A 24,244-nucleotide genomic window follows, 5' to 3' on the forward strand; every position below is an offset into this window, starting at 1 on the left:
CCCATGACTGAACTCAGCTACCCTTCGCCCACGCCGTCGCTTGCCTGCGCCCAGTCCCCCGCGCGCCGCCGGGCCTTGCTGGCCGGTTGCACGGCCCACGCCATCCACGACGGCCTCACCGACGTCATCTATGTGCTGCTGCCGGTGTGGCAGGCGCAGTTCGCCATGAGCTATGCCCAGGTCGGGCTGCTGCGGGGCGCCTATTCGGCGATGATGGCCGGCTTCCAGCTGCTGGCTGGCCGCACGGCTGCCCGCTGGGGGCGCAAGCGCCTGTTGGTCGGCGGCACGGCCTTGGCGGCGCTGGCCTACCTGCTGGTCGGTTGCGCCGGCGGGCTGGGGGTGCTGCTATTGGCGCTGGTGCTGGGCGGGCTGGGTGCCAGCACCCAGCACCCGCTGGCGTCTTCATTGATTTCCGATGCCTATGAGCCCGGGGGTGGGGTCAAGCAGGCGCTGTCGCAGTACAACTTCGCCGGCGACATCGGCAAGACCCTGGTGCCCGGCATGGTCGGCCTACTGCTCACGGTGGCCAGCTGGCGCGCCAGCGTACTCGGGGTCGGCGTGCTGGGCCTGGCCGTGGCGGCCGGGCTGTGGTGGCTGATTCCCGCGGACATCGCCACTGCCAGGGCAAAGACCGCCAAGGGCGGTGCCGGCAGTGGGTCTGCCAGCGGGCTACGGGCAATGATCCTCACCGGCACCCTGGACAGCGCGGTGCGCATGGGTTTCCTCACATTCCTGCCGTTTCTGCTGCAAGCCAAGGGTGCAGGCACGGCGGGTATCGGCCTGGCCCTAACGCTGCTGTTCATCGGCGGTGCGTTCGGCAAGCTGCTGTGCGGCTATCTGGGGGCGCGTATCGGCATGATGAAAACCGTATGGCTGACGGAGTCCACTACGGCCGCCTTGATTCTGCTGGCCCTGGTGTTGCCCTATCTGGGGCTGATGGCGGTGTTGCCGTTGCTGGGGCTGGCCCTCAATGGCACCTCCTCGGTGCTGTATGGCGCGGTGCCAGACCTGGCGGGGGCGGGCAAGCGTGACCACGCCTTTTCATTGTTCTACACCGGCACCATCGGTGGCGGCGCGTTGGCGCCGGTGCTGTTTGGCCGCCTGGGCGATCTCACGGGTATTCCATTCGCGGTAGTGGCCCTGGCGGCATTATTGCTACTGACCTTGCCCTTGGCCTGGTGGGTGCAGAAAGGCCTGGATTCAGCCGGCGGCAAGTATCAATAACGACAGAAAGAGTATTGGCCTGCCTTCCAGCTTGTCACCAGAATGTCATGGTACTGGCGCTCATTAACCCGCCAGCGACTTTAAAGGCAGGCAGGCTTGCAGGGATACTATGAATAATAATAAGGAAGTATCGGCTTCTCGGTTTTCACTGTCGCAACGCGCACTTCAATTAAACCCACCCGGCACGTCGAGCATGCGCAGCAAGGCCAATGCGCTGAAAGAAAGTGGGGCGCGCGTTATCAACTTCGCCGCTGGCGAATTGTCATTCGATGCCTGTGCTGAAATGAAGGCCGGCGCCCTTGACGCCATTCACCAGGCACGCAACCGCTACACCCCGCCGCTGGGCCTGCCGCGCTTGCGTGAAGTGTTGGCCCAGCGTGTATCGGAACGCACCGGCGTCACCTTCACGGCCAGCGAAGTAGCGGTGACCGCAGGGGCCAAGCAGGCGTTGTTCAATGCCTGCATGGTGTTGCTGGACCCGGGGGACGAGGTCATTGTGCCCACCCCGCACTGGGAGACCTTTCCTACCCAGGTTCGCCTGGCAGGGGCTATCCCAGTGGCGGTGGATACCCGGCAGGATGACTATCGCCTGACCCGCCGCGCGGTGCAGACGGCCATCACCCCCCGCACGCGAATGCTGGTGATCAACACCCCCAATAATCCCACCGGCACGGTGTATCAACGCCAGCAGTTGGCCGGGATCGCCGAGTTGGCGCTGGAGCATGGGCTGTGGGTGCTGTTCGACGAATGTTATCGCAGCCTCACCCGGCCCGGTTGCGTGCATCACAACATTCTGTCGTTGTGCCCCGCCCTGAAGCCCCAGACAGTGCTGGTCGATTCGTTTTCCAAGAGCCAGGCCGTCACTGGCTGGCGGGTGGGGTATGCCTGTGCGCCGGCCCAGGTCATCTCGGCGATGCACAACCTGCAAGGGCACACCACCTCCAACCCCAGCAGCCTGTCGCAGTACGCTGCGCTGGCCACCGTCACCGCCGGCAGCCAGGCGTTCGCTGACCAGCTCGCGCCCTTTTTGCAGCGCCAGCTGGACAAGGCGCGCAGTTACCTGGACCCGCTGCCAGGCGTGGCCTACGCACCCGCCGAAGGCGCCTTTTACCTGTACATCGACGTTACCCCGTGGCTGGGCGAGTTGTATCGGGGGGAGCAAATCAGGGACGTCGATCACCTGAGTGAACTGCTGTTGACCCAAGCCCATGTCGCGGTCGTGCCCGGGTCTGGCTGTGGTGACCCTTCCAGTATCAGGATTTCCTATGCGCTGGAGCCTGAGGAGCTGGAAGAGGGCATGCACCGTTTCGTGCAGTTCCTGGGATTGGTGGAACGCGCGGACAATTATTGAGCAAACAATAATAAAACCGGGAGCGAACATGGACGATTCGAATGGGCTGTTCATTGATTATGTGCACCAGGCCTTGGCGGAAGTGACCGACCGCAACTTGGTGGAAGCCTTGTTGGATGGTTTCATCAACCACGCCGACTTACTGGACGATTATACCCAGCGGTATCAATACATGACGTCGCGCCCTTGGTCGACGGACGCGTTGTGTACCTTCTTTTGCGGCTGGAGAAGCCCCGACGGCGCAGCGCATGCAGTGGCCAGCATCATTGTGCGGATTTTGCAATTGTCCAAGTCCACGCCCACGGTCCAGAGCAGGTTGCAGTTGCTGGAAGCGGCGCGGCATTGCGGGGAGATCATCGTCGAAGACGTGGGGTTGGGGGAGATGCATAACCACCCGCACCATTCGAAGTTGTACCAACGCATGGCCACGGCAATTTGCGGGTCGGACGACTGGCGCCTGCAGGATCGTTACCTGAATCTGATCACCAAGGAGTTTTCCGCCTGGGTGGGCGAAAAGCGGCCATTGGCGCCGGACCTGACCGAAGCCCTGGAGATGATGGTGCTGACCGAGCTGTTCAATACCGGCGAATACAACGTGATGACGCCGTTGTGGAAACGCTGGCTGCGCGAGTCCCGGGGCTTTGCGGCCGGTGAAACCCACCGCATCGCCGCGTTCCTCAGCGTACACTGTGGCAGTGTCGAGGCGCGGCACTTCCGCCATGCCACCGACGCCCTCGCGCTTTACACCCAGGCCACCGGCCAGTCGGTCAACTATCGCCGCATCGCCGCGCTGTCTAACGACTACGTAGTACGCGCCTACGAGCACCTGGGGAAAATGGCCTCCGTGCTCACGCCGTAGCGCCCCGCTGCATCGCCCTTAACCTTTTCACCGCTTTGGCATCGCGCGATGCCAGGAGACACTTATGCGCCTTGAATCCGACTCCATGGGCACCGTGCAGGTGGCCGCCGACAAATACTGGGGGGCGCAGACCGAGCGCTCGGTCCACCATTTTCCCATAGGGCGTTCGCGCTTTCGCTGGGAAGCCCCCATGATCCGCTCGCTGGGGTTGCTGAAAAAGGCTGCGGCCCTGGCCAATCTTGAACTGGGCGAGTTGCCTGAATCCATTGCGCTGCCCATCGTGTGGGCCGCCGATGAAGTCATCAGCGGCAAGCTGGACGCGCATTTTCCGCTGGTGGTGTTCCAGACCGGCTCTGGCACACAATCGAACATGAACGCCAACGAAGTGATCGCCAACCGCGCTATCGAGCTGCTGGGTGGCGAGATGGGCAGCAAGACCCCCATTCATCCCAACGATCACGTCAACCGCGGGCAATCATCCAACGATACCTTCCCCACCGCCATGTACATGGTGGTGGTAGCCCAAGTGTTCGACACCTTGCTGCCGGCAGTGGTGGCGTTGCGCGGCACCCTGGCGGCCAAGGCCCAGGCATTCGCCAGCGTGGTGAAGGTAGGCCGAACCCATTTGCAGGATGCCACTCCTATCACCCTGGGGCAGGAGATAGGTGCCTGGGTGGAACAACTGGATTACACGGTGAAAGGCATCGAGCAGGCGCTGCAAGGTCTCTATGACCTGGCCATCGGCGGCACCGCCGTGGGCACCGGGCTCAACGCCCATCCGCGTTTTGGCGAGGTGTGCGCGCGGCAAATCGCCCAGTTGACCGGGTACCCCTTCAGGTCGGCTGCCAACAAATTCTTTGCCCTGGCCGCCCATGATGCGCTGGTCAATACCTCTGCGGCCATCCGCACCCTGGCCATGGCGTTGATGAAGGTTGCCAACGATGTGCGCTGGCTGGCCAGCGGGCCACGCTGCGGCATTGGCGAAATTGATATTCCCGAGAACGAGCCAGGCTCCTCGATCATGCCCGGCAAGGTCAACCCGACCCAATGCGAGGCCCTGACCATGGTCTGCGCCCAGGTGTTCGGCAACGACGCCACGGTGGCGTTTGCCGGTAGCCAAGGCAATTTCCAGTTGAATGTGTACAAACCGGTCATGGTGCACAACGTGTTGGAAAGCATCACCCTGCTGGCAGAGTCCTGCCAGGCCTTCAACGAGCACTGTGCCGAGGGCATCGTACCCAACCTTGAGCGCATCGAGGCCAACCTGGAGAAAAACCTGATGCTGGTGACCGCGTTGAACCGCCACATCGGCTATGACAAGGCCGCGCTCGTCGCCAAGACCGCCCATCGCGAGGGCAAGACCCTGCGTGAGGTCGCCGACCAATTGGGGCTCGTCGCGCCGCAGAAGTTCGACCGTTATGTGGTCGCCCTGGACATGACCCACCCGTAAGGTCGCAACCGCCTGGTCCCCTTTTCATATACGAGGTGTCGTATGCAGGAAGCAGATAGTCGTCGAACCAACCTTCGCGCCTTGCTGGCCAGCAAGCCTTGCTTGCGGGTCCTGGAGGTGCACAGCCCCATCTCGGCCTTGCTGGCAGAGCAATTGCGTCTGGAGCCAAGCCCCGGCCACAGCGTGGCCTTTGACGCGGTCTGGTCCAGCTCACTCACCGATTCGACCCACCGCGGCTTGCCCGACATCGAGATTCTATCCCCCAGCAACCGGCTGCAGGGAATTCGCGAGATCTTCGATGTGTGCACCTTGTCGATGATTTACGACGCCGATACGGGCGGCAAGCCGGAGCACTTCGCCATCCACGTCAAGATGCTGGACCGCGCCGGCGTCGGCGCCGTAGTGATCGAGGACAAGTGCGGCCTGAAGAAGAACTCATTGTTCGGCAACGAGGTCAGTCAGGTCCAGGAGTCGGTCGACGGGTTTTGCCAGAAGATCCGCCTGGGGCGGGCGAGCAGCGGGCCTCAAGGGGCGATGATCATCGCGCGCTGCGAGAGCTTGATCCTGGACCGGGGCATGGACGACGCCTTGCAGCGCTGCCTGGCTTATGTCGAGGCGGGTGCCGACGGCATCATGATTCACAGCCGCAAGAAAGACGGCGGGGAGATCCTGGCATTTGCCCGGCGCTTCCGTGAGCACTGCGCCCATGTGCCGTTGGTGTGCGTACCTACCAGCTACGCCCACCTGAGCTTTGACGAACTGCAGGCTGCAGGCTTCAACGTGGTGATCTACGCCAACCACATGCTTCGCAGCGCCTACATGGCCATGCGGGAAGTGGCCACGGATATTCTGAGGCATGGACGGACGCTGGAAGTCGAGCAGCGCTGTCTTGGCATTGAGGATATCCTGGATTTGATTCCCGGGACACGCTGAGCAAATGTTTTATAAAAAGATTGTAGCGTTATTAACATCCTCGATGTTGCTAAGTAGTACCGCATGACACCGTGTTGTGGAATTCGCCAGGATTCTTGGCCGTGCTGTTATCCGGAGTTCTTCGTTAGAGGCAAAGGCCCCGCGCAGCCAGGCGGCAGCTGTGAGTTGTTGGCCTTGACAGCTATTGGCCCAGAGTGTGTAAAAACGCTCATAGCCTCATCGCATTTGATCATCGACGCTCGTTGGCTGGGCAATTGGGCAGCCAACGCCGCGGCGGCTCATCATTCGCGACCTGGAACACGTCACCACTGTTTTTACAGCTTCGGGAATGGTCCCATGCCCCCAGCGCCGAATTCGTCGTTCCGTAGACAACGTATCTGACAGCAAGAAACGGATAGTGCACTCAGCAGGCAGTGGCCGACTGGAGAAGCACAAGACCTTTCGTATAACAGGCCTTTCCCCCGAGCCCTTTCAGGCATTGTTCTGAACCGCCCCGGCTTTCCCGGAGGCTCCCACTCTTGAGAGGATGGAGCCATGAAGACAACGACGAAGTACTCCCCGAAAGTCCGCGAGCGAGCGGTTCGTCTGGTGCTGGAGCATCAAGACGACCATGAGTCGGAGTGGGCGGCGATCCGCTCGACTTCCGCCAAGATCGGTTGTACCGCTGAAACCCTGCGCCGCTGGGTGCGCCAGGCCGAGCGCGATATGGGCAAACGGGAAGGCCAGACCACCGGCGAGCGCGAGCGGATCAAAGCGCTGGAGCGTGAAGTGCGTGAGTTGCGCCAGGCCAACGAGATCTTGCGCAAGGCGTCCGCGTATTTTGCCCAGGCGGAGCTCGACCGCCGCTTCAGGCCATGAAGGCGTTCATCGACGACCATCGTGAGGTTTATGGAGTCGAGCCGATCTGCCGGGTACTGCCGATTGCTCCGTCGACCCACTACGCCCATGCACAAGGCCAGGCCGACCCTGAGCGGCATTCCTCGCGAGCACGGCGTGACGAGGTACTGAGCAGGCATATCCAGCGGATCTGGGAGGAGAACTTCCAGGTCTACGGCGTGCGCAAGGTCTGGCGGCAACTCCTGCGGGAAGGTGTGAGGGTTGCGCGCTGTACGGTGGAGCGGCTGATGCAGCGACTGGGCCTACAAGGCGTCGTACGCGGCAAATCGGTCAAGACTACGACCCGCGACAAGGCCAACCCGTGCCCACTGGACAAGGTCAACCGCCCGTTCCGCGCCGAGCGGCCCAATGCGCTCCGGGTGTCGGACTTCACCTACGTCAGTACGTGGCAGGGCTTCATCTACGTGGCCTTTGTCATCGACGTATTCGCCCGGCGTATCGTCGGCTGGCGCGTGTCCAGTTCAGCCCGTACCGACTTTGTACTCGATGCGTTGGAGCAGGCGTCGTATGCCCGCCGACCGGTCGGCCAGGGCAGTCTGATCCATCACAGCGACCGTGGCGTGCGGTACGTCTCGATCCGCTACACCGAGCGCTTGGCTGAAGCTGGGGTCGAGCCCTCGGTGGGCAGCGTGGGTGACTCCTATGACAATGCCTTGGCCGAAACCCTCAATGGCCTGTACAAGGCCGAGGTGATCCATCGCCGTTCCTGGCAGAATCGTGAGGCCGTGGAGCTGGCGACGCTGGAATGGGTGGACGGGTTCAACCACCGACGGCTACTGGAGCCCATCGGGAACAGGCCGCCGGCAGAAGCCGAAGCGATCTACTATCAGCAACTTAACGAGTCACCCCAAGCGGCATGACTCACACCAAAGAGCCTCCGGAATTCCCGGGGCGGTTCACTGGACCAGTTGCTTTCGACGTCTGTGCAATCGATCAAAGCAGAAGCACCCCTGCGATCCAGCAACGCCAGAGCCTCTACCCCAAGCAGATTCGAAGCCCGCGTAAGATCAGGGTGACAATCACAAACGGTTCGACGTATTGAAAACGCCGTTCATCCGAATTTGAGAACCAGACCTCAAGAGTCGCGCTTGTCTCAGCGATAGATAACAAACGCAATAGCGTCTCTTCCAGCCCCCCAGCCTAGTGCTAGAGCGCCATCGGGAAGACACATCGCGTTTGACATCACTTAACCGCAAGGCTATGTTTCGCGACAGACGGCTGCTTGTGTTAGCTGCGAGAAACGCCAAAACTCTCCGAAAGGAGGGCCCTGGGTAGAGATGGTGGGTCGTGTAGGATTCGAACCTACGACCAATTGGTTAAAAGCCAACTGCTCTACCGACTGAGCTAACGACCCAAGCGAGTGAAGAGATGGTCGGGGTAGAGAGATTCGAACTCCCGACATCCTGCTCCCAAAGCAGGCGCGCTACCGGACTGCGCTATACCCCGTCTGAAAGCTGGCTCCGCGACCTGGACTCGAACCAGGGACCCAATGATTAACAGTCATTTGCTCTACCGACTGAGCTATCGCGGAACTTTCATCACTTCTAGTACTTGCAACGAAACGCAAACACCGTGTCCGTTGCAGTGGCGCGCATTTTACGATTCCCGGCGCCTCTGTCAACCCTTGAAAATACTTTTTGCAGCAAACACTTATTTTTCGCCCTCTGCCGTCGATGCGGGAGAGGGCGAAAGAGCAGCATCAGCCGAAGACGATCTCGTCGCCTTCCACCCTGGCGAAAATTTTCGCGCCAGGCGCGAACTGCCCGGCGAGAATCTGCTGCGCCAGTGGGTTCTCGATCCAGCGCTGGATTGCCCGCTTCAGCGGCCGTGCCCCGTAGACAGGGTCGTAACCGACGGCGATCAGCTTGTCCAGGGCCTCATCGGAAAGTTCGAGGCTCAGCTCGCGCTCGGCCAGACGCTGGCGCAGGCGCTTCAACTGGATCTCGGCGATGCCGGCGATCTGCTCGCGGGCCAGTGGATCGAACACCACCACCTCGTCGATGCGGTTGATGAACTCTGGCCGGAAATGGTGGCTTACCGCATCCATCACCGCCGCCCGCTGCGCCTCGCGATCGCCGGCCAGCTCCTGGATCTGCACCGAGCCGAGGTTGGAAGTCATCACCACCACGGTGTTCTTGAAGTCCACGGTGCGCCCGTGGCTATCGGTCAGACGGCCGTCCTCCAACACCTGCAGGAGGATGTTGAACACATCGGGGTGAGCCTTTTCCACCTCGTCCATCAGCACCACGGAGTAGGGCTTGCGGCGCACCGCCTCGGTCAGGTAGCCGCCTTCCTCATAGCCGATATAACCCGGAGGGGCACCGATCAAGCGGGCGACCGAGTGCTTCTCCATGAACTCGGACATGTCGATACGCACCAGGGCCTCCTCGGTATCGAAGAGGAACTCGGCCAGCGCTTTGCACAGCTCGGTCTTGCCGACCCCGGTCGGGCCGAGGAAGAGGAAAGAGCCGCTCGGCCGGTTCGGATCGGCGAGCCCGGCGCGGGAACGCCGCACCGCATTGGCCACGGCGGTCACCGCCTCGTTCTGGCCAATCACCCGCTGATGCAGCAGCTCCTCCATCTTCAACAGCTTCTCGCGCTCGCCCTCAAGCATCTTGGCCACCGGGATACCGGTCCACTTGGAAACCACCTCAGCGATCTCCTCGTCGGTGACACGATTGCGCAACAACTGGTTCTCCCGCGGCTGGCCGCCGTCGGCGGCTGCCAGCTTGCGCTCCAGCTCTGGAATCGAACCGTACTGCAGCTCGGCCATCCGGTTCAGATCGCCCTTGCGGCGTGCCGCCTCCAGATCCAGCTTGGCTTGCTCCAATTGCTGCTGGATCTGTGCCGAGCCCTGCACCTCGGCCTTCTCCGACTTCCAGACTTCTTCAAGGTCGGCGTACTCGCGCTCGAGCTTGGCGATGTCCTCTTCCAGCTTGGCCAGGCGCTTTTTGGTCGCCTCGTCGGTTTCCTTCTTCAGCGCTTCACGCTCGATCTTCAACTGGATCAGCCGGCGATCCAGGCGATCCAGTTCTTCGGGCTTGGAGTCGATCTCCATGCGAATGCGGCTGGCTGCCTCGTCGATCAGGTCGATGGCCTTGTCCGGCAATTGGCGGTCGGTGATGTAGCGGTGCGACAGCTTGGCCGCAGCGATGATGGCGCCGTCGGTGATAGTCACCCCATGGTGCACCTCGTAGCGCTCCTTCAGGCCGCGCAGGATGGCGATGGTATCCTCCTCGCTCGGCTCGTCCACCAGCACCTTCTGGAAGCGACGCTCCAGCGCGGCATCCTTCTCGATGTACTGGCGGTACTCGTCGAGAGTGGTGGCGCCGACGCAATGCAGCTCGCCACGCGCCAAAGCGGGCTTGAGCATGTTGCCGGCGTCCATGGCGCCTTCGGCCTTGCCGGCGCCGACCATGGTGTGCAGTTCGTCGATGAACAGGATGACGCGCCCCTCCTGCTTGGCCAGTTCGTTGAGCACGGCTTTCAGGCGCTCCTCGAACTCGCCGCGGAACTTCGCGCCGGCGATCAGCGAGCCCATGTCCAGCGCCAGAAGGCGCTTATCCTTGAGTCCGTCCGGCACTTCGCCGTTGACGATGCGCTGGGCGAGACCTTCAACGATGGCGGTCTTGCCGACACCCGGCTCGCCGATCAGCACCGGGTTGTTCTTGGTACGCCGCTGCAGCACCTGGATGGTGCGGCGGATCTCGTCGTCGCGTCCGATCACCGGGTCGAGCTTGCCCTCCTCGGCCCGGGCGGTCATGTCGACGCAGTACTTGTCCAGGGCTTGGCGGGACTCCTCGGCATTCGGATCGTTCACCGTCTGGCCGCCACGCAGGTTACTGATGGCGTTCTCGATGGCCTTCTTCGACACGCCCTGGCCGAGCAGCAGCTTGCCCAGGCGGGTGTTGCCGTCCAGCGCAGCAAGCAGCACCAGTTCGCTGGAAATGAACTGATCCCCCTTCTGCTGGGCCAAGCGGTCCGCCTGGTTAAGCAGACGCACCAAGTCCTGGGACAGATTCACGTCGCCAGTGGGGTTTTGCAGCTTGGGCAGTTGATCCAGTTCCTTGCTCAGAGCCTGGCGCAGGCCGTTGATATCGAAGCCGACCTGCATCAGGAGCGGCCTGATCGAGCCCCCCTGCTGATCGAGCAGCGCCTGCATCAGGTGTAGCGGCTCGATGGCGGCGTGGTCGAGGCCGACTGCCAAGGACTGGGCATCGGACAAGGCAAGTTGCAATTTGCTGGTCAATCGGTCGATTCGCATGGAGTCATCCTTCCTGAAAGAGCGTGCTGGCGTACTGGATGGTCTGCCGGGTTGAAGCATAGATAAGGATGATCGGCGGGGATTCAAGGCCGCAAAATGGATCCGCATCAGCAGCCCGGCCCATGAACCGAAAAATCGGCACGGAAACCCGCCCGGCCGCGAAACGAGGCGATCAGGGCGCGGCCAGCCACACCAGACTGGCAAAACGGCCGGTACGCGGCGTGCGGCGATAGGAGTAGAAACGCTCATCCCGGACGGTGCAGAAACCACCGCCATGAACCGCCTCGATACCGCGGGCAGCCAGCCGGATGCGGGCGAGCCGATAGAGATCGGCCATGAAACGCCCGGGGTTTCGGCTCGGCACGAAGGCTGCGGCAGCCTGCGGATGATGCTCGAGAAAAGCTTCGCGCACCTCGGGACCCACTTCGAAGGCCGCCGGTCCGATAGCCGGACCGAGCCAAACCAGCAGTTCCTGTGGCGCCACGGCCAGGGCATCCAGGGTCGCCTCCAGCACGCCGCCGGCCAGCCCGCGCCAGCCGGCATGGGCTGCCGCCACGCGCGTGCCGGCACGATCGCAGAACAGTACCGGCAGGCAGTCGGCGGTGAGAATAGCGCAGGCGACACCCACACGGTCCGTCCAGCAGGCATCGGCCTCGGGCGTCAGCGCCGGATCGGCCAGAACCACCGTCACTCCATGCACCTGGCGCAGCCAGGCGAGCTCGCAGCCGAGGCCGGACTGCAGACGTCGACGATTCTCGGCCACGGCTTCCGGCTCGTCCCCGACATGGTCGCCGAGGTTGAAGCTGTCGAAAGGCGCGACACTGACGCCTCCCGTGCGAGTCGTCACGCAGGCGCGCACCCTTGCCAGCGCGGGCCAATCCGGCGCCAGCCAGGTATCCATCAGACGAACGCCTCGTTGTCCTGGCGCAGCAGCGTCAGCAGCCAGACGAAATCGTCCGGCAGCGGCGCCTCCCATTTCAGGCGCTCGCCGCTGGCCGGGTGATCCAGTTCGAGGAAGCGGGCGTGCAGGACCTGGCGCGGAAACTCCCGCAGCGCCTGCACCAGGGTCGGACTGGCCGCCGGCGGAATGCGGAAACGCCCGCCATAGACCGGATCGCCCACCAGCGGATAGCCGATGTGCGCCATATGCACGCGGATCTGGTGGGTCCGCCCGGTTTCCAGCTTGATACGGGCATGGGTATGCGCACGGAAGCGTTCGAGCACACGGTAATGGCTGACCGCGGGCTTGCCGCCCTCGACCACCGCCATGCGCTGGCGCTGCTGGCCATGCCGGCCGATGGGCGCATCGATGGTGGCGCCGGCGGTGATCACACCGATCACTATGGCCTCGTAGATGCGGCTGACACTGCGCTTTTGCAATTGCTCGACCAGCCGGGTCTGCGCCTGCAGGGTTTTGGCCACCACCATCAGGCCGGTGGTGTCCTTGTCCAGGCGGTGGACAATGCCCGCGCGCGGCACATTGACCAACCCCGGCACATGGTGCAGCAACGCATTGAGCAGGGTGCCGTCGGCATGCCCGGCAGCCGGATGCACGACCAGCCCGGCTGGCTTGTTCAGCACCAGGATCTGCTCGTCCTCATGGACGATGTCCAGTTCGATGGCCTGGGCGATCCACTCGCCCTGCGCCTGCTGCTCGGCATCCAATTCGAGCAGCGCGCCGCCATGCACGATGTCGCGAGGGCGCAGCGCGGCGCCATCGACGGTCAGTCGCCCGTCCTTGATCCAGGCGGCCAGGCGCGAGCGCGAATGCTCGGCGAAGAGTTGTGCGGCGACCTGGTCCAGGCGTTGGCCGCCCAGCTCGACGGGGACTTCGGCGCGAAGTCGGATAGCCTGATCGTTATGTATTGACATGCTCGGCAACGGCGGGGCATGGCCTTTGGTTTCGACCATGCGCTTGTGATTAAATACGGCCCCTCTGCCCCGGCTCGTGCGGGGCGCCCATCATAACAGGACGGCCCGGCCCCCGACAGCCGCCGTCACAGGGACGCACAGCCTCCATGCACCTGAAACACCTGCTGCTGATCGCCTCGCTCGTTCTCATCGCCGCCTGCGGATCGAAAAAAGAGAAGGAGGAAGTCGTCGACGAGAATCTGAGCGAAACCGAGCTGTACCAGCAGGCCCAGAATGACCTCAACAACGAGAACTTCGGCTCCGCGACCACCAAGCTGAAGGCCCTCGAATCGCGCTATCCGTTCGGCCGCTACGCCGAACAGGCACAGCTCGAACTGATCTACGCCTACTACAAGAGCCAGGAAACGGACGCCTCGCGCTCGGCCGCGGAGCGCTTCATCCGCCTGCACCCGCAACACCCGAACGTCGACTACGCCTACTATATCAAGGGGCTGGCTTCTTTCGACCAGGACCGGGGGCTACTGTCGCGCTTCTTGCCGCTGGACATGACCAAGCGCGATCCGGGCGCGGCCCGCGACTCCTTCAACGAGTTCGCCCAGCTCACCAGCCGCTTCCCGAATAGCCGCTATGCGCCGGACGCCAAGGCGCGCATGGTCTATCTGCGCAACCTGCTGGCCGCCTACGAGATCCACGTCGCCCATTACTACCTGAGGCGCGAAGCCTACGTCGCTGCCGCAAACCGGGGTCGCTATGTTGTGGAGAACCTCCAGGAAACGCCCTCGGTGGGCGACGGCCTGGCGGTGATGATCGAAGCCTACCAGCGCATGACTTTGGACGAATTGGCCGCCACCAGCCTGGAAACCCTGAAGCTGAACTATCCCGACCACCCCAGCCTGCAGAACGGCCAGTTCGTGCCGCTAGAGGAAGAGGATGACAACCGCTCCTGGCTGGGCAAGGCGACTCTCGGCTTGATCGAGAGCAAACCGCCGCTGCCGCCGGGCGAAACCCGCGCCGATCAGGACATCCGCCGCATGTACGAGGAGGCCCGCCAGGAAATCCGCGCCGACCTGAAGCAAGGCGAGGAGACCCGCGAAGCGGTCGAAAGCGCCGATCGCAAGCCCAAGCGCGCCTGGTGGAACCCCCTGCGCCTGCTGGACTGAAGCAGTGCCGGCAGCAAGCAACGGGAAGGGAGGCCCAAGGCCTCCTTCCCGCTCCGACAACGGAGCGGCCACACGCAAGACTCCCCGCGGGCTCTTCTCCTCGCTCAATCCCCCAGCCGCCAGCCGGACGTGATCGGATAGCGCCGGTCCCGGCCGAAGCCACGCTGGGTCACCCGTACCCCGACCGCGGCCTGGCGGCGCTTGTATTCGTTGAGATCCACCAACCGCAGCACCCGCCTGACGGTGTCCTCGTCGAAACCTTCGGCAACGATGGCGTTAGCCGAGAGGTCGTACTCGATATACAGCTTGAGGATCTCGTCGAGCACCGGATAAGGCGGCAGGGAATCCTCGTCCTTCTGGCCCGGAGCCAATTCGGCCGACGGCGGGCGGTCGATGACCCGCTGGGGAATCACCGCCCCCAGGCGGTTACGGTAATCGCAGAGACGGAACACCAAGGTCTTGGGCACGTCCTTGAGCACGTCGAAGCCCCCGGCCATGTCGCCGTAGAGCGTCGCGTAGCCCACCGCCATCTCGCTCTTGTTGCCAGTGGTCAGTACCAAATAGCCCTTCTTGTTGGAAATGGCCATCAGCAGGGTACCGCGGCAGCGCGCCTGCAGGTTCTCCTCGGTGGTATCCCGGCCGAGCCCCTCGAACACCGGCGCCAGGGTCCCCATGAAGGCCTCGACCATCGGTGCGATCGGCAGCACCCGATAGGTCACGCCCAGGGCGCGCGCCTCGGCCTCGGCATCCTCGAGACTCATCTGCGCCGTGTAGTGATAGGGCATCATCACCGCCTCGACCCGCTCCGCTCCGAGCGCATCTACCGCCACAGCCAGGGTCAGGGCCGAATCGATACCGCCGGATAGCCCCAGGACCACGCCCTTGAAGCCGTTCTTGCACACATAGTCGCGCACCCCCAGCACCAGCGCCTGATACACGCTCGCCTCCAGCTCGGGCAGTGGCGCGCAGTTGGTGGCCAGCGGCGTAACCGCCCCGTCGTCCCCGATGCCGAGATCGACTGGATAGAGCCCTTCGACGAAGGCCGGCGCCCGCTGGACGACCTGAGCGTCCGCCGCGACCACGCAGGAACCGCCGTCGAAGACCAGTTCGTCCTGGCCGCCGACCTGGTTAACGTAGATCACCGGCATGCCGCCTTCGCTCGTCCTGGCAACGAGGATTTCCTCGCGCTCGCGCTGCTTGTCCAGGTGGAAGGGCGAGGCGTTCAAGCTGAGCATGAGCCGTGCGCCGGCCTCGCGCGCCTGGCGCATGGGTCCGGGGAACCAGATGTCCTCGCAGATCGACAGGGCCACGGAGATACCCTTGATATCCAGCAGGCAAGCCGCGGTGCCTGGGTCGAAGTAGCGACGCTCGTCGAACACCCGATAGTTCGGCAAATGCTGCTTATAGTAGCTCGCGAGAAGCTCGCCATCGGCGATCACCGCGGCGGCGTTGAAGCGCCGCCCATCCTCCAGCCAGGGGTAGCCGATTACCAGATAGATGCCCCGCACTTCGTCCTTGAGTCGCTGCAGGCCCTGCTCGATACGCAGTTGCATGCTCGAGCGCAGCAGCAGATCCTCCGGCGGGTAGCCGCACAGCGCCAATTCGGGAAACACGATGACATCCGCGCCCCGGTCGTCGCGGGCACTGCAAGCCGCCTCAATGATGCGTTCGACATTGCCGTGCACATCGCCGACGCGCAGATTCAGTTGGGCCATCACGACCCGCAGGGTTTGGCTCATGGCCGTCTCCACCGATGAATATGACGCACCCGGCATGCCACGGGCGCGCTCCGAAAAAATTCATTCTCCCGCATCGGCGCCCACGGAAACAACGCACGAAAGCCCCTGGCGGGAAGAGCCAGAAAGCATCCTCGACACTGCCGGCCAACGCACCGAAGCAGACAGTGGCATGGCCCCGGCAAACCCCGGCTTGCTAAAATGCCGGCTCTCTTTCGATTAGAGCACCTCATGGGCCTGTTTCGTCTGCTGTTCTGGATCCTCGTCATCATCGCCGTCATCTGGCTCTGGCGCAGACTGACGCGCCCCGCCGCCCCTCCCGTCGACAAGAGCGGTCCCGACGCCCCCAAGCCCATGGTCCGCTGCGCCCACTGCGGCATACACCTGCCGCGCGAGGAAGCCCTCGCCGAAGGCAGCCGCTGGTACTGCAGCCAGGCGCACCTGACCCAGGGTCCGCGACGCGGTAGACGCTGACCCTTTGCCGGAATGTAATGCCTCGCCGCGCGGCGCTCCGCTGGACGACACCTCGGCGAGCGCCTGCTCCCGTACTACCGATATCGGCTAGTGGCGGAGGAAGCCGACCAGCCCCCTGCCCAGCTTGGCGAGATGCCCTGGAAAAGCTCCGTAGCCACCGTTTTCCGGGCAACGCACGCGATCTGAAGAATATGCTGGAACGGCCCCATAGCCTCTGCGAGAACGCCCTGATCCTGGCTCGCGACCTGCACCTCTGCAACACCCCGGAGTCCGCCGAGAACGGCGGAACGACGCGGGCGGACATCGGCAACCTCAAGAACCATCTGGAAGAAATCGAACGCCGGCTGATCGTGCAGGCCCTCGAAGAGGCGCCGGAACCGAACCGCTGCCAGCCCAGCGCCTGGGCCTGACCTTCCGCTCCATGCGCTACCGTCTGAAGAAACCGGGTACCGACTGAGCTCCGGCCCATCCCCCGGCGGATCTGCTTCGGGGAAGCCCGCCACGTCGCCGGGGCGAGAGTTCGGTGCTATCCGATCCTTCCTGCCGGCGCATAGGGTGCCGGATCGATGATCGGCTCGCGCTCCAGCAGCAGGTCGGCGAACAACTGGCAGGACGCCGGCGCCAGCACCAGCCCATTGCGGAAATGCCCGCAGTTCAGCCACAGGCCTTCGCAACTGGGCACCGGACCGATATAGGGAATGCCCTCGGGAGACCCCGGCCGCAGCCCCGCCCAGTGCCTGACCACCTCAGCGCCGGCCAGCGCCGGCAGCAGCGCTTCGGCGGACGCCTTGAGGCTCGCGAGGGCCTCCTCCGTGGGGGTCTTGTCGAAGCCGACATCCTCCAGGGTGCTGCCCACCAAGATGTGCCCGTCCCGCCGGGGAATCGCGTAGCGCCCATCGGCCATCACCATCCGCGGCAGAAAATCCTCGGCGCACTTGTAGAGGATCATCTGGCCCTTCATCGGCTTGACCGGCAATTCCAGTCCCAGGGTAGCGAGCAGCTTGCCGCTCCAGGCGCCAGCCGCGACCACAACTCGATCGGCACGCAGGTCGCCGGACGGCGTGCTCACCCCGACGATCCGCCCGCCCTCGCGAACGAAACCGGTCGCCGCGCGGCTCTCCTCGAGAACCACGTTGGGCATGCGCAACAGTGCCGCGCGCAGCGAAGCGAGCAGCCGAGGATTACGTACGTTGGCCACGCCCGACATGAAGAGCGCCCGCGAAAAGCCCGGCCCCAGGGCCGGCACCGCCTGATGCACGGAGCCGATGTCCACGGCCTCCAGCGGCCGTTTCTCGCGGGCCGCCCAAGCTAGCGCCTCGGCCTCGTCCTCCAGATCCAGCCAGTAGAGGCCGGTGACGTGCACCTCGGGATCGATGCCGGTCTCGTGCCGCAAGCGCTCGCCCAGGGCCGGATAGAAATCCTGCGACCAGTGCGCCAGCGCAGTCACCGCCGGGCTGTAACGCCAGGGATAGAGCGGCGACACTATGCCGCCGCCGGCCCAGGAGGATTCCTGGCCAAGCGGGCCCTGATCCAGCAGGTGGACCTCCAGGCCAGCCTCCGCCAACCGCTGAGCCGACAACATACCGATGGCACCACCGCCAACCACCAGGACTCGCATCACACCCTCCCCAACAAAACGGGCTTTAAATCGGCCCGTTATACCTCCGCCGGATGACTGCCGGCCAGTATTTATCGCGAACGCCAGGGCAATCGCATGAAGCGCTCGCTCGATACCGGACTGGAAAGGTTGTGTGCTTGGTCGTTCCGGCGTGGTCTTCAGATCCAGTGCATTGGCTGCTTGCCGAGTGGTCGGATACCTTCTGTTTCGGCCCCCCGGCAAGCAGCCATGCCAAGGCTCACACAACCTTTCCAGCCCAGTATCGGGCAGGCATTGCATGCGATTGCCCTGTCGCGAACGCCGACTGCCGCGACGACTGCCCACGCGCATGGGCACAGTCCATTCGCGGTGGTCCTCACCGAGATTCGCCCCGTCAGGCCGACCTCGACCAGTCGCTCCCGGCTACCCGCGCCGAGAAAAGCGCAACAGAGGTATGAGCATGCCGGGCAGGATGGCCAATACGGCGAGCGCGACCACCGACTCGGTCAAGGCGAACCCGCACAGGCCGCGACAATGCCGTGCGAATCCGCGCCACTACCGGATGCCGCCACCAGAAGAACGTAGGCTTGTCCTCATTGCTCGATATTCCAATAGACTTTGGCCTTGGGCTGGACGACACCTGAAGCTGCCTTGGGAGATCCGCCCTCCAGCGGGGAGTCGGGATCGGAGCCGATGATGAAAGGCACGCTCGAACCGTCATCGAGCGTCACCATGCCAGCTACCGGAGAGGGCGGCAAACCGCCGCCCGGGATGACTTCGTAACGCATGGTGCCGCCGTTCTCGCTCTCGGCATTGCGGTAGTCGATGTTATACACCCTGGCGGTTCCCAGGCTGGAACACTGGCCGGGGCTATGGACCGCCGGCATATGCGTACTGAAGGTCACGGTGCCATGGACCGTGATGGCCGAAGTCACCGTCTGCTCGCTATCGGCGAGCGCCAGATACCAACCCTTCTTCCGTTCCAGAAACGCTTCGCTAGGCGTATCCGGGGTCGTGATGGGATATAGCGAGTCCATGCATAAATAATCGCCGGCGCAGACACCCTTCGCGTGCTCGTCGGTCAGCCAGGCCGTATCTGTCGGTTTGTCCTTGAGCATGAAGAAATGGTTGGCGACGCTGGTGGCCGCCCTGTAGCTGGCCAGCGGCTTCTCGCGATCTCCCGAGCCCAGCAGCACGTAATGGGTATCGCCCAGCGTCACCACATCCGGCGCGAACATGAACTTCCGGTTAGCATCGCAGGATGAACGTCCATCGCAGCCCAGCGAAGCGACCCGGACCATGCTCCAGTCGCCGGGTCCGGCCGCGTCGAAAGCGATCCGGTAAACCGTCCCGCCGGTATCCGCGGCATAGGCGTAAATGGCCAAACCGCTCTCGTCGGGCACTATGGTGACATCACCGACCACGCTGCGCTCGGTCTTGAACTCAGCGATCGGTTCCCCGTCGTCGGCATCCATCACATAGATCCGGTTGCCCAGCGGGTTGTCGCCGCAAAGATGGTTATGCGCGAGGTCGTCGGTCTTATCCTCGCAGGTATCGTAGCCAGCCCCCATGATCAGCAGCGGAGACTTGCCGGAATCGTAGCCGGCCGTCTGGAACGGCTTGGCCGACGACCAGGTCTGTCCCAGACGCTCGAAACCATCGGTGCAGTCCGTACCGCTCGTGTCGCTATCACAACCAATCCGCCATTTGAGCACTGGGTTGGCCAAGGCAGTGTCGGACACCTGGAAAGCATACAGGGCACGCCCTCCGCGACGCATGCCGGCGTAGATCCACGCACCTCCGGTATAGCGATGAGCCGTGATCGGGCCATCGAAGCCATAGGGCTTCGGCTCGGGTACCGCGCCGGACGCTACCGCTGTCCGATCCTTATAGGCGATGCCGACGATGTTGTCGCGCAGCCGTGCGATCCGGGGATGGAATTCCGGGGCCATGAAAGACCACAGCTCGCCGCCAGGCGCCATGCCGCCGATGGAGGCGCCGGAGTCGCGGTTGCCGTTCACCGCGCGCAGGATGCCGTCGTTCCCCCCATAGAAAACCACCACCTCGGCATCGCTATCGGTGCCGAAATTGATGGCCATGGGACGGGAGTGGAGCACATCGGCATGCACCGATGGGCGTACGGTCGCCGCGTTGATAGCGGTCGGATCGACAAACTCCGTTTCACCGTTGCCACCACGCCCCCAGTTGACTTCATCGGCATCGATCGAACCGACCGCCGGACCGTGGAAGTCGATCAGTTCGGTACAGGCCGTCGTCGCACAGCTCTTGATGTTGCGTGCGTCACTGCCGCGCAGGGTACGAAGCCTGTAGCTCTGGCCCCCCTTCTCCACTACGTTGCCGTCCGGATAGTCCGCATGGGCCGAGCCGGCGACGGCAAGACAGCCGCCGACCGGAGCGCCATTGACATTACCCCAGTAGGCGGGCTGCGTGACCGACGCAGGCCCCCAGAAGCTGCGGGCGCATTCGCCGATGAAGCCGGTCGAGCTGTCGATCGCCTGCTCGCCTTCGGCATCCAGCAACCTGAGCGCATTGTCGACCAGACCGAGCTTGTACTGCTTGAGATTACCCACCCAGCGGGGCAGGCCATTGGCATCCGGGCGGAACATCCCGACATAGACTTGATTGCGGTAGGTGCCCCGGATGTTGACGCTGGCCGGCAGGCTGACCGAGGCGAATACGCTGTCGACCGCCTGAATCTCGGAAAAGATGGTGCTCAGTGCCGTCTCGATTTCATCGGCATTGGTCGCCGAGAAATATTTCCCGCCCCCGGCATGCGCCATGCTCTTCAGCAGCCTGCCGTGATCCTCGCTGGGTTGCCTGTTGTGGACGTCGATGGCGTAGGTAAGCACGTTCTGCTTGCCGGGCGCCGCGCTGACGTCGGTCTGATATAGAAAGCGGGCCATCTCGTCGCCATAACGCACCTTGGACGAAGTGGTTTGATAGAGCTGACCGGCATCTCCACCTACGCTCTTCAGCAGGGTGGCGACTTCGTCCTCGCCATTCGGCGACCAGCCGTTGCCGATCAGGATAAGGTAATTTTTCGACTTGCAGGTTTCCGTGGCCGGTACGACGGGCTTGTAGAGGGTTTGCCGGCTATCGGAGAAGGCGGCCGCATCCCGCCTGTCGAAGACATCGTCGCCCGAATAACGCCACGGTCCGAAGTGGGTCGGACCGACTGGCGAACCGGCCGTGTCATTGTAAGCATTGGCCGGACTGGTATGACCGCCGAAGTATTTGAATACTTCGAACATCGCCCGGCTGTAGCCCACCTCCGTCGTTACCTGCCCGCCCGTACTGAATTCGGACTCGATCTCGGCAATTTCGGCCAGAAGCTCGGCCCTGGCCGCCTTGGTCATCTGCTTGACGTGCGAGCGCACATAACCGCCGTCGAAGCGCTGTCCGCTCCCCTTGTCGAGCATCATAAGCCCGACGTTGACCTTGGCGTCTTCCCCTTCCGGCGCCAGCGCACCGATCACCGTCCTGATGGCACCCAGCTCGGCCAGCCCCTGCTTCGTATCCGGGAAATATTGAGCGTCGTCCGCCCAGTTGGCCGTGTTATCGAGCAGGATGACGACATTCGGGTAATCCGTACCCCGCTCCGGCTCCACGCCGACGAACAGGTCGATATCCTCCGCATCCGTGCCAGCTCCGATCGCCAGCAAAGTAGCGGCCAGCAACCCTCTCCTGAATCCATTTTTCATGCTGCGGATTTCATTTGAGGTTTCGGGAACTTGCCTCGGGGACAGACCTTGTCTTTCTCGGCTCTGCTGAGCAGGACTCGCACGCCCGAACGCACCAGGGTATCGGCCCCGCTGAGCGGGTCGTTCACCGAAGCACGGATTTCCCAAACGGTATTCCAGGTGAAGTCGGCCATCGCCGGCAGGGTCACGCTGCTCGGCGCGGTCGCAGCGGCGGGCGACACTCGAACGCACTCCGGTTCGGCGATATCCACCCTGTAATCGGTTTTGTCGTCATCGTTGAGATCGATCTCCACGCGTTGCCCGGATGGAGATGCGGTGAAAGGCGTGCTCAATATCAGATTGGTGGCCAGATTGGCCGCGGCTATCGACTCGTCTCGCGACTGCATGTTGCTAACGGCTTTGAGATTGCTCGTGCCGAGTACGAAAGCGCTGGAAACCAGCAAGGTGAACAGCAGCAGCACGACAAGGCCGACCACCAGCGTCGCGCCAGTCTGGCGGCGATATCCGGAAAAAGCCCTCATGGCGTTTCCCTTCTTCCCGAAACATTGTTCAGCCGGATGACCGTGGAAAATACATGACGCTTGAAACCATCGTTGGCGGCCGCGACCGTCTGCTCCCCCAAGGTATAAGACTTGCCGTCCGTATATCCGGGAGTGCCGGTCTGAGCACGCACCAGCAGATGGAGCTTTACCGCGACCACATTGATCAACCTATCGAGCGAACACACTCCCGAACAATGAACGAATTCGTCCGGTACGCCATCTCCACGATTCACGGGAGAGGTCAGGTTTTTCCTATCGGCCCATTCGACCGCCTCCCTGTAGGGATCTTCGTCGGAACTTTCGACGACGATATCCCTGCCGGAATCGCTGATCCGATCCACGCCCAACTCGACCCTGAATCCTTCTATACCCTCGATCAGTGCAGCGGCGGGTCTGGCCTTGACCTCTTCAGCATCCAGATCGAGTTCCGAACGCACCAGGGTCGGAACACCATCTCCCTGCGTCACTGCGTAGTCGCGGATGTAGTAGATATGAGAAAGGAATCTTCGCTTGGAAGCGATAGTCGTACAGTCGCGATCATGCAGGACGAAATCGGCAGGATCGGTAGACAATACATACGGAGCCTCCGAAGAAACGCTGGCAGGACAGTCGCCTCCACGGGCGCGGGATGCCTGAAAATAGAGTCTTTCGCTCTCTTCCGCTTCACAGCCGCCAGCCACACAGGTATTCAAGTGGCGTACCACCAGAATATCGGTACCACTTCTGCGATTGGTTATCACGACCCCACATTTGGAAGGTCGCGAATCGTGAACCTGCAGCGGGATTCCCAACTGGCTGGTACGAGTCGCGGCTGTCCATGAAGAATAAGGCAGACAAGGATCGGGGATGACGGCCGGAATCTCGACCGGTACCGCAGTCAGCGTCAGGTCGTCGAAGTCCGGAATGTAACTATCCCAGAAACCGGCGTGGGCGATATCGTTTTGCAACAACTGGATCGCGAATCGTCCATTCTCGATCAGCATATTGGTCTTGGCCATTTCATCATTGGTACGACTCACATTGAGAAACAGCGTCAAGACCGCCGCCATGATCAAGAGTCCGACGGTCGAGGCGACCATCGATTCGATAAGACTGAAACCGGTCTGGGCGCAATGAGTGAATATGTGGGCGGACCGCCGTCCGCCATTGAAACGCTTGTTCATAGATCAGCGATCCGCACGATGGTGGTCACGACACGCCGGCAGCGGTCATCAGCACAGGCCGAGCCGCCGTCCCCGTCGTATTGCCCTGCTGCGCAGGCGACACTGGCCGGCGGCGCGACGATCGACCCTCCGCCCTGCCAGGCGACCGTGATCAGATACTCGTCGCTGCCGAGAGATTCGATGCAACCGCGTCCTCCCAGCACGGCTCCCAACCTGTTCGAATCGCTGCCGGTTTCCGCCGCGCCCTGCAAGGCGGCACACCATTCGCCGAGGTCGATGTCCTTGCGCGATGCCGTCGAAGTCCCACAGGCGGAACCGACCCCGACAGGACTGCCGGCACCCGTCACATAGCCCTCCGCCGCATTGCGGTTGGCCGAGATCCGGTTCGCCATGTCGCTCAGCAGGAGCAGCGCCTGAACGCGCTGATAGGCCTCCATCTCCGACTGTTGCAGGCGCACCTGCAGCGCCGCCATGCCAAGCAGCCCCACGGAGAGGATCAGAAGGGTCACCAGCACTTCGATCAGCGTCACGCCAGTCTGGTCACTCCGGCGAAACCGCCTAAGGGTTACCACTTGTCCGCAGGGGTTCTCACCCCTTCGCTGTCGAGCGTCAGCCTCTCGGCATCCCTCATCTGCACGCCCTTGGCGGTAAAGGCGATGAGAAAGGAAGGAAATGTGCTGCTGCCGAGCGTCACCGCATAGTCATAGTGAGCCGCCACATCGCTCGGCAGTACGTATCCGCTTTTCTCCAGTTCGTCCCGGGTGGCATAGGCACGGTTGGCCAGCAGAAACTGCTGCTGGCGGCTGGCGATTTCCATCATCGCCCCTTGAGCGGCGCCCCGATTGCCGCGCAGAACGTACTGCTGATAGCCGGGATAGGCGATCGTCGCGAGTATTGCGATTATCGCGACGACTATCATCAATTCGATCAGGGTAAAACCGCGCTTTCCATTTCGCTCCATCGCGTGACTCCATAACCCGTGCAGCATGATTTTTTCGCT

Annotated in this window: 19 protein-coding genes, 3 tRNA genes, 1 pseudogene and 1 other annotated feature; of the genes and pseudogenes, 9 read left to right on the forward strand and 14 right to left on the reverse strand. The window is 62.9% G+C overall.

Annotated elements, in window-relative coordinates; genetic code table 11:
* Window positions 1–3 precede the first annotated feature (3 nt).
* The 6 genes from ACGI6K_RS16615 (at window position 4) to ACGI6K_RS16640 (ending at window position 7,574) form a co-directional block, all read left to right on the forward strand.
* Window positions 4–1,224, forward strand: coding sequence for an MFS transporter (locus ACGI6K_RS16615; protein ID WP_376945405.1), 1,221 nt, complete (start codon window positions 4–6; stop codon window positions 1,222–1,224).
* Window positions 1,225–1,417: 193 nt separating this feature from the next.
* The gene (locus ACGI6K_RS16620; protein ID WP_376945403.1) at window positions 1,418–2,575 is read left to right on the forward strand and encodes a pyridoxal phosphate-dependent aminotransferase; all 1,158 of its coding nucleotides are present in this window, start codon (window positions 1,418–1,420) and stop codon (window positions 2,573–2,575) included.
* 28 nt (window positions 2,576–2,603) lie between these two features.
* Complete coding sequence (locus ACGI6K_RS16625) at window positions 2,604–3,434, forward strand: hypothetical protein (protein WP_376945401.1); 831 nt, start codon at window positions 2,604–2,606, stop codon at window positions 3,432–3,434.
* A 64-nt stretch (window positions 3,435–3,498) separates the two neighbouring features.
* The gene (fumC, locus tag ACGI6K_RS16630; RefSeq protein WP_376945399.1) at window positions 3,499–4,884 is read left to right on the forward strand and encodes a class II fumarate hydratase; all 1,386 of its coding nucleotides are present in this window, start codon (window positions 3,499–3,501) and stop codon (window positions 4,882–4,884) included.
* Between the two features lie 42 nt (window positions 4,885–4,926).
* Window positions 4,927–5,817, forward strand: coding sequence for a phosphoenolpyruvate mutase (gene aepX, locus ACGI6K_RS16635; RefSeq protein ID WP_435576098.1), 891 nt, complete (start codon window positions 4,927–4,929; stop codon window positions 5,815–5,817).
* Between the two features lie 534 nt (window positions 5,818–6,351).
* Window positions 6,352–7,574 (forward strand): IS3 family transposase gene (locus tag ACGI6K_RS16640; RefSeq protein ID WP_377968784.1). Its coding sequence is split into 2 segments (ribosomal slippage): window positions 6,352–6,637 and window positions 6,637–7,574, totalling 1,224 coding nucleotides; the frame shifts between segments, so codons are not numbered across the junction.
* Window positions 6,630–6,746, forward strand: a sequence feature (AL1L pseudoknot). (Overlaps the previous gene by 117 nt.)
* A gap of 418 nt (window positions 7,575–7,992) precedes the next feature.
* On the opposite strand, the gene ACGI6K_RS16645 is transcribed toward ACGI6K_RS16640, so the two are convergent.
* From ACGI6K_RS16645 to rluD, 6 genes are all read right to left on the reverse strand, one after another.
* Window positions 7,993–8,068 (reverse strand) — tRNA-Lys (locus ACGI6K_RS16645).
* 15 nt (window positions 8,069–8,083) lie between these two features.
* Window positions 8,084–8,160, reverse strand: a tRNA-Pro gene (locus tag ACGI6K_RS16650).
* A gap of 9 nt (window positions 8,161–8,169) precedes the next feature.
* A tRNA-Asn gene (locus ACGI6K_RS16655) sits at window positions 8,170–8,245 on the reverse strand.
* Window positions 8,246–8,413: 168 nt separating this feature from the next.
* Window positions 8,414–10,978 (reverse strand): ATP-dependent chaperone ClpB, encoded by a 2,565-nt coding sequence (clpB, locus tag ACGI6K_RS16660; RefSeq protein ID WP_376945253.1) that lies wholly within the window; start codon window positions 10,976–10,978, stop codon window positions 8,414–8,416.
* A 172-nt stretch (window positions 10,979–11,150) separates the two neighbouring features.
* Window positions 11,151–11,879 carry a peptidoglycan editing factor PgeF gene (gene pgeF / locus ACGI6K_RS16665; RefSeq protein ID WP_376945251.1) on the reverse strand — a complete coding sequence of 243 codons (729 nt, stop codon included), beginning with the start codon at window positions 11,877–11,879 and terminating at the stop codon, window positions 11,151–11,153.
* Window positions 11,879–12,850 (reverse strand): 23S rRNA pseudouridine(1911/1915/1917) synthase RluD, encoded by a 972-nt coding sequence (rluD, locus tag ACGI6K_RS16670; RefSeq protein ID WP_376945249.1) that lies wholly within the window; start codon window positions 12,848–12,850, stop codon window positions 11,879–11,881. The genes pgeF and rluD overlap by 1 nt, the downstream gene beginning before the upstream one ends.
* Window positions 12,851–12,996: 146 nt before the next feature.
* Between rluD and ACGI6K_RS16675 the strand changes: the two genes are divergently transcribed.
* Window positions 12,997–14,010 (forward strand): outer membrane protein assembly factor BamD, encoded by a 1,014-nt coding sequence (locus tag ACGI6K_RS16675; protein ID WP_376945247.1) that lies wholly within the window; start codon window positions 12,997–12,999, stop codon window positions 14,008–14,010.
* Window positions 14,011–14,114: 104 nt separating this feature from the next.
* Here the strand turns inward: ACGI6K_RS16675 and ACGI6K_RS16680 are convergent, their stop codons facing one another.
* Window positions 14,115–15,749: an NAD+ synthase gene (locus tag ACGI6K_RS16680; RefSeq protein ID WP_376945245.1), complete on the reverse strand. Its 1,635-nt coding sequence runs from the start codon at window positions 15,747–15,749 to the stop codon at window positions 14,115–14,117.
* A 228-nt stretch (window positions 15,750–15,977) separates the two neighbouring features.
* Between ACGI6K_RS16680 and ACGI6K_RS16685 the strand changes: the two genes are divergently transcribed.
* Together ACGI6K_RS16685 and ACGI6K_RS16690 are read left to right on the forward strand one after the other, a co-directional pair.
* Window positions 15,978–16,220, forward strand: coding sequence for a PP0621 family protein (locus tag ACGI6K_RS16685; RefSeq protein ID WP_376945243.1), 243 nt, complete (start codon window positions 15,978–15,980; stop codon window positions 16,218–16,220).
* Window positions 16,221–16,351: 131 nt separating this feature from the next.
* Window positions 16,352–16,677 (forward strand): annotated as a pseudogene (locus ACGI6K_RS16690) (helix-turn-helix domain-containing protein); the annotation flags it as partial.
* 69 nt (window positions 16,678–16,746) lie between these two features.
* Here ACGI6K_RS16690 and thiO read toward each other — a convergent pair.
* The 7 genes from thiO to ACGI6K_RS16725 all read right to left on the reverse strand — a co-directional run bounded on the left by thiO (window position 16,747) and on the right by ACGI6K_RS16725 (window position 24,205).
* Window positions 16,747–17,838, reverse strand: coding sequence for a glycine oxidase ThiO (gene thiO / locus ACGI6K_RS16695; RefSeq protein WP_376945241.1), 1,092 nt, complete (start codon window positions 17,836–17,838; stop codon window positions 16,747–16,749).
* 402 nt (window positions 17,839–18,240) lie between these two features.
* Window positions 18,241–18,342, reverse strand: a complete 102-nt coding sequence (locus ACGI6K_RS16700; RefSeq protein WP_376945257.1) for a prepilin-type N-terminal cleavage/methylation domain-containing protein — start codon at window positions 18,340–18,342, stop codon at window positions 18,241–18,243.
* A gap of 68 nt (window positions 18,343–18,410) precedes the next feature.
* A complete protein-coding gene (locus ACGI6K_RS16705) occupies window positions 18,411–21,539 on the reverse strand; it encodes a pilus assembly protein (RefSeq protein WP_376945255.1) in 3,129 nt (1,042 codons plus the stop codon).
* Window positions 21,536–22,060 (reverse strand): hypothetical protein, encoded by a 525-nt coding sequence (locus ACGI6K_RS16710; RefSeq protein ID WP_376945239.1) that lies wholly within the window; start codon window positions 22,058–22,060, stop codon window positions 21,536–21,538. The genes ACGI6K_RS16705 and ACGI6K_RS16710 overlap by 4 nt, the downstream gene beginning before the upstream one ends.
* Window positions 22,057–23,244 (reverse strand): PilW family protein, encoded by a 1,188-nt coding sequence (locus ACGI6K_RS16715; protein ID WP_376945237.1) that lies wholly within the window; start codon window positions 23,242–23,244, stop codon window positions 22,057–22,059. The genes ACGI6K_RS16710 and ACGI6K_RS16715 overlap by 4 nt, the downstream gene beginning before the upstream one ends.
* Window positions 23,241–23,816, reverse strand: coding sequence for a type IV pilus modification protein PilV (gene pilV / locus ACGI6K_RS16720; protein ID WP_376945235.1), 576 nt, complete (start codon window positions 23,814–23,816; stop codon window positions 23,241–23,243). The genes ACGI6K_RS16715 and pilV overlap by 4 nt, the downstream gene beginning before the upstream one ends.
* Window positions 23,810–24,205 (reverse strand): type IV pilin protein, encoded by a 396-nt coding sequence (locus ACGI6K_RS16725; protein ID WP_376945233.1) that lies wholly within the window; start codon window positions 24,203–24,205, stop codon window positions 23,810–23,812. The genes pilV and ACGI6K_RS16725 overlap by 7 nt, the downstream gene beginning before the upstream one ends.
* Window positions 24,206–24,244 lie beyond the last annotated feature (39 nt).

The organism is Azorhizophilus paspali (assembly GCF_043587585.2).
Taxonomy (GTDB): Bacteria; Pseudomonadota; Gammaproteobacteria; order Pseudomonadales; family Pseudomonadaceae; genus Azotobacter; species Azotobacter paspali.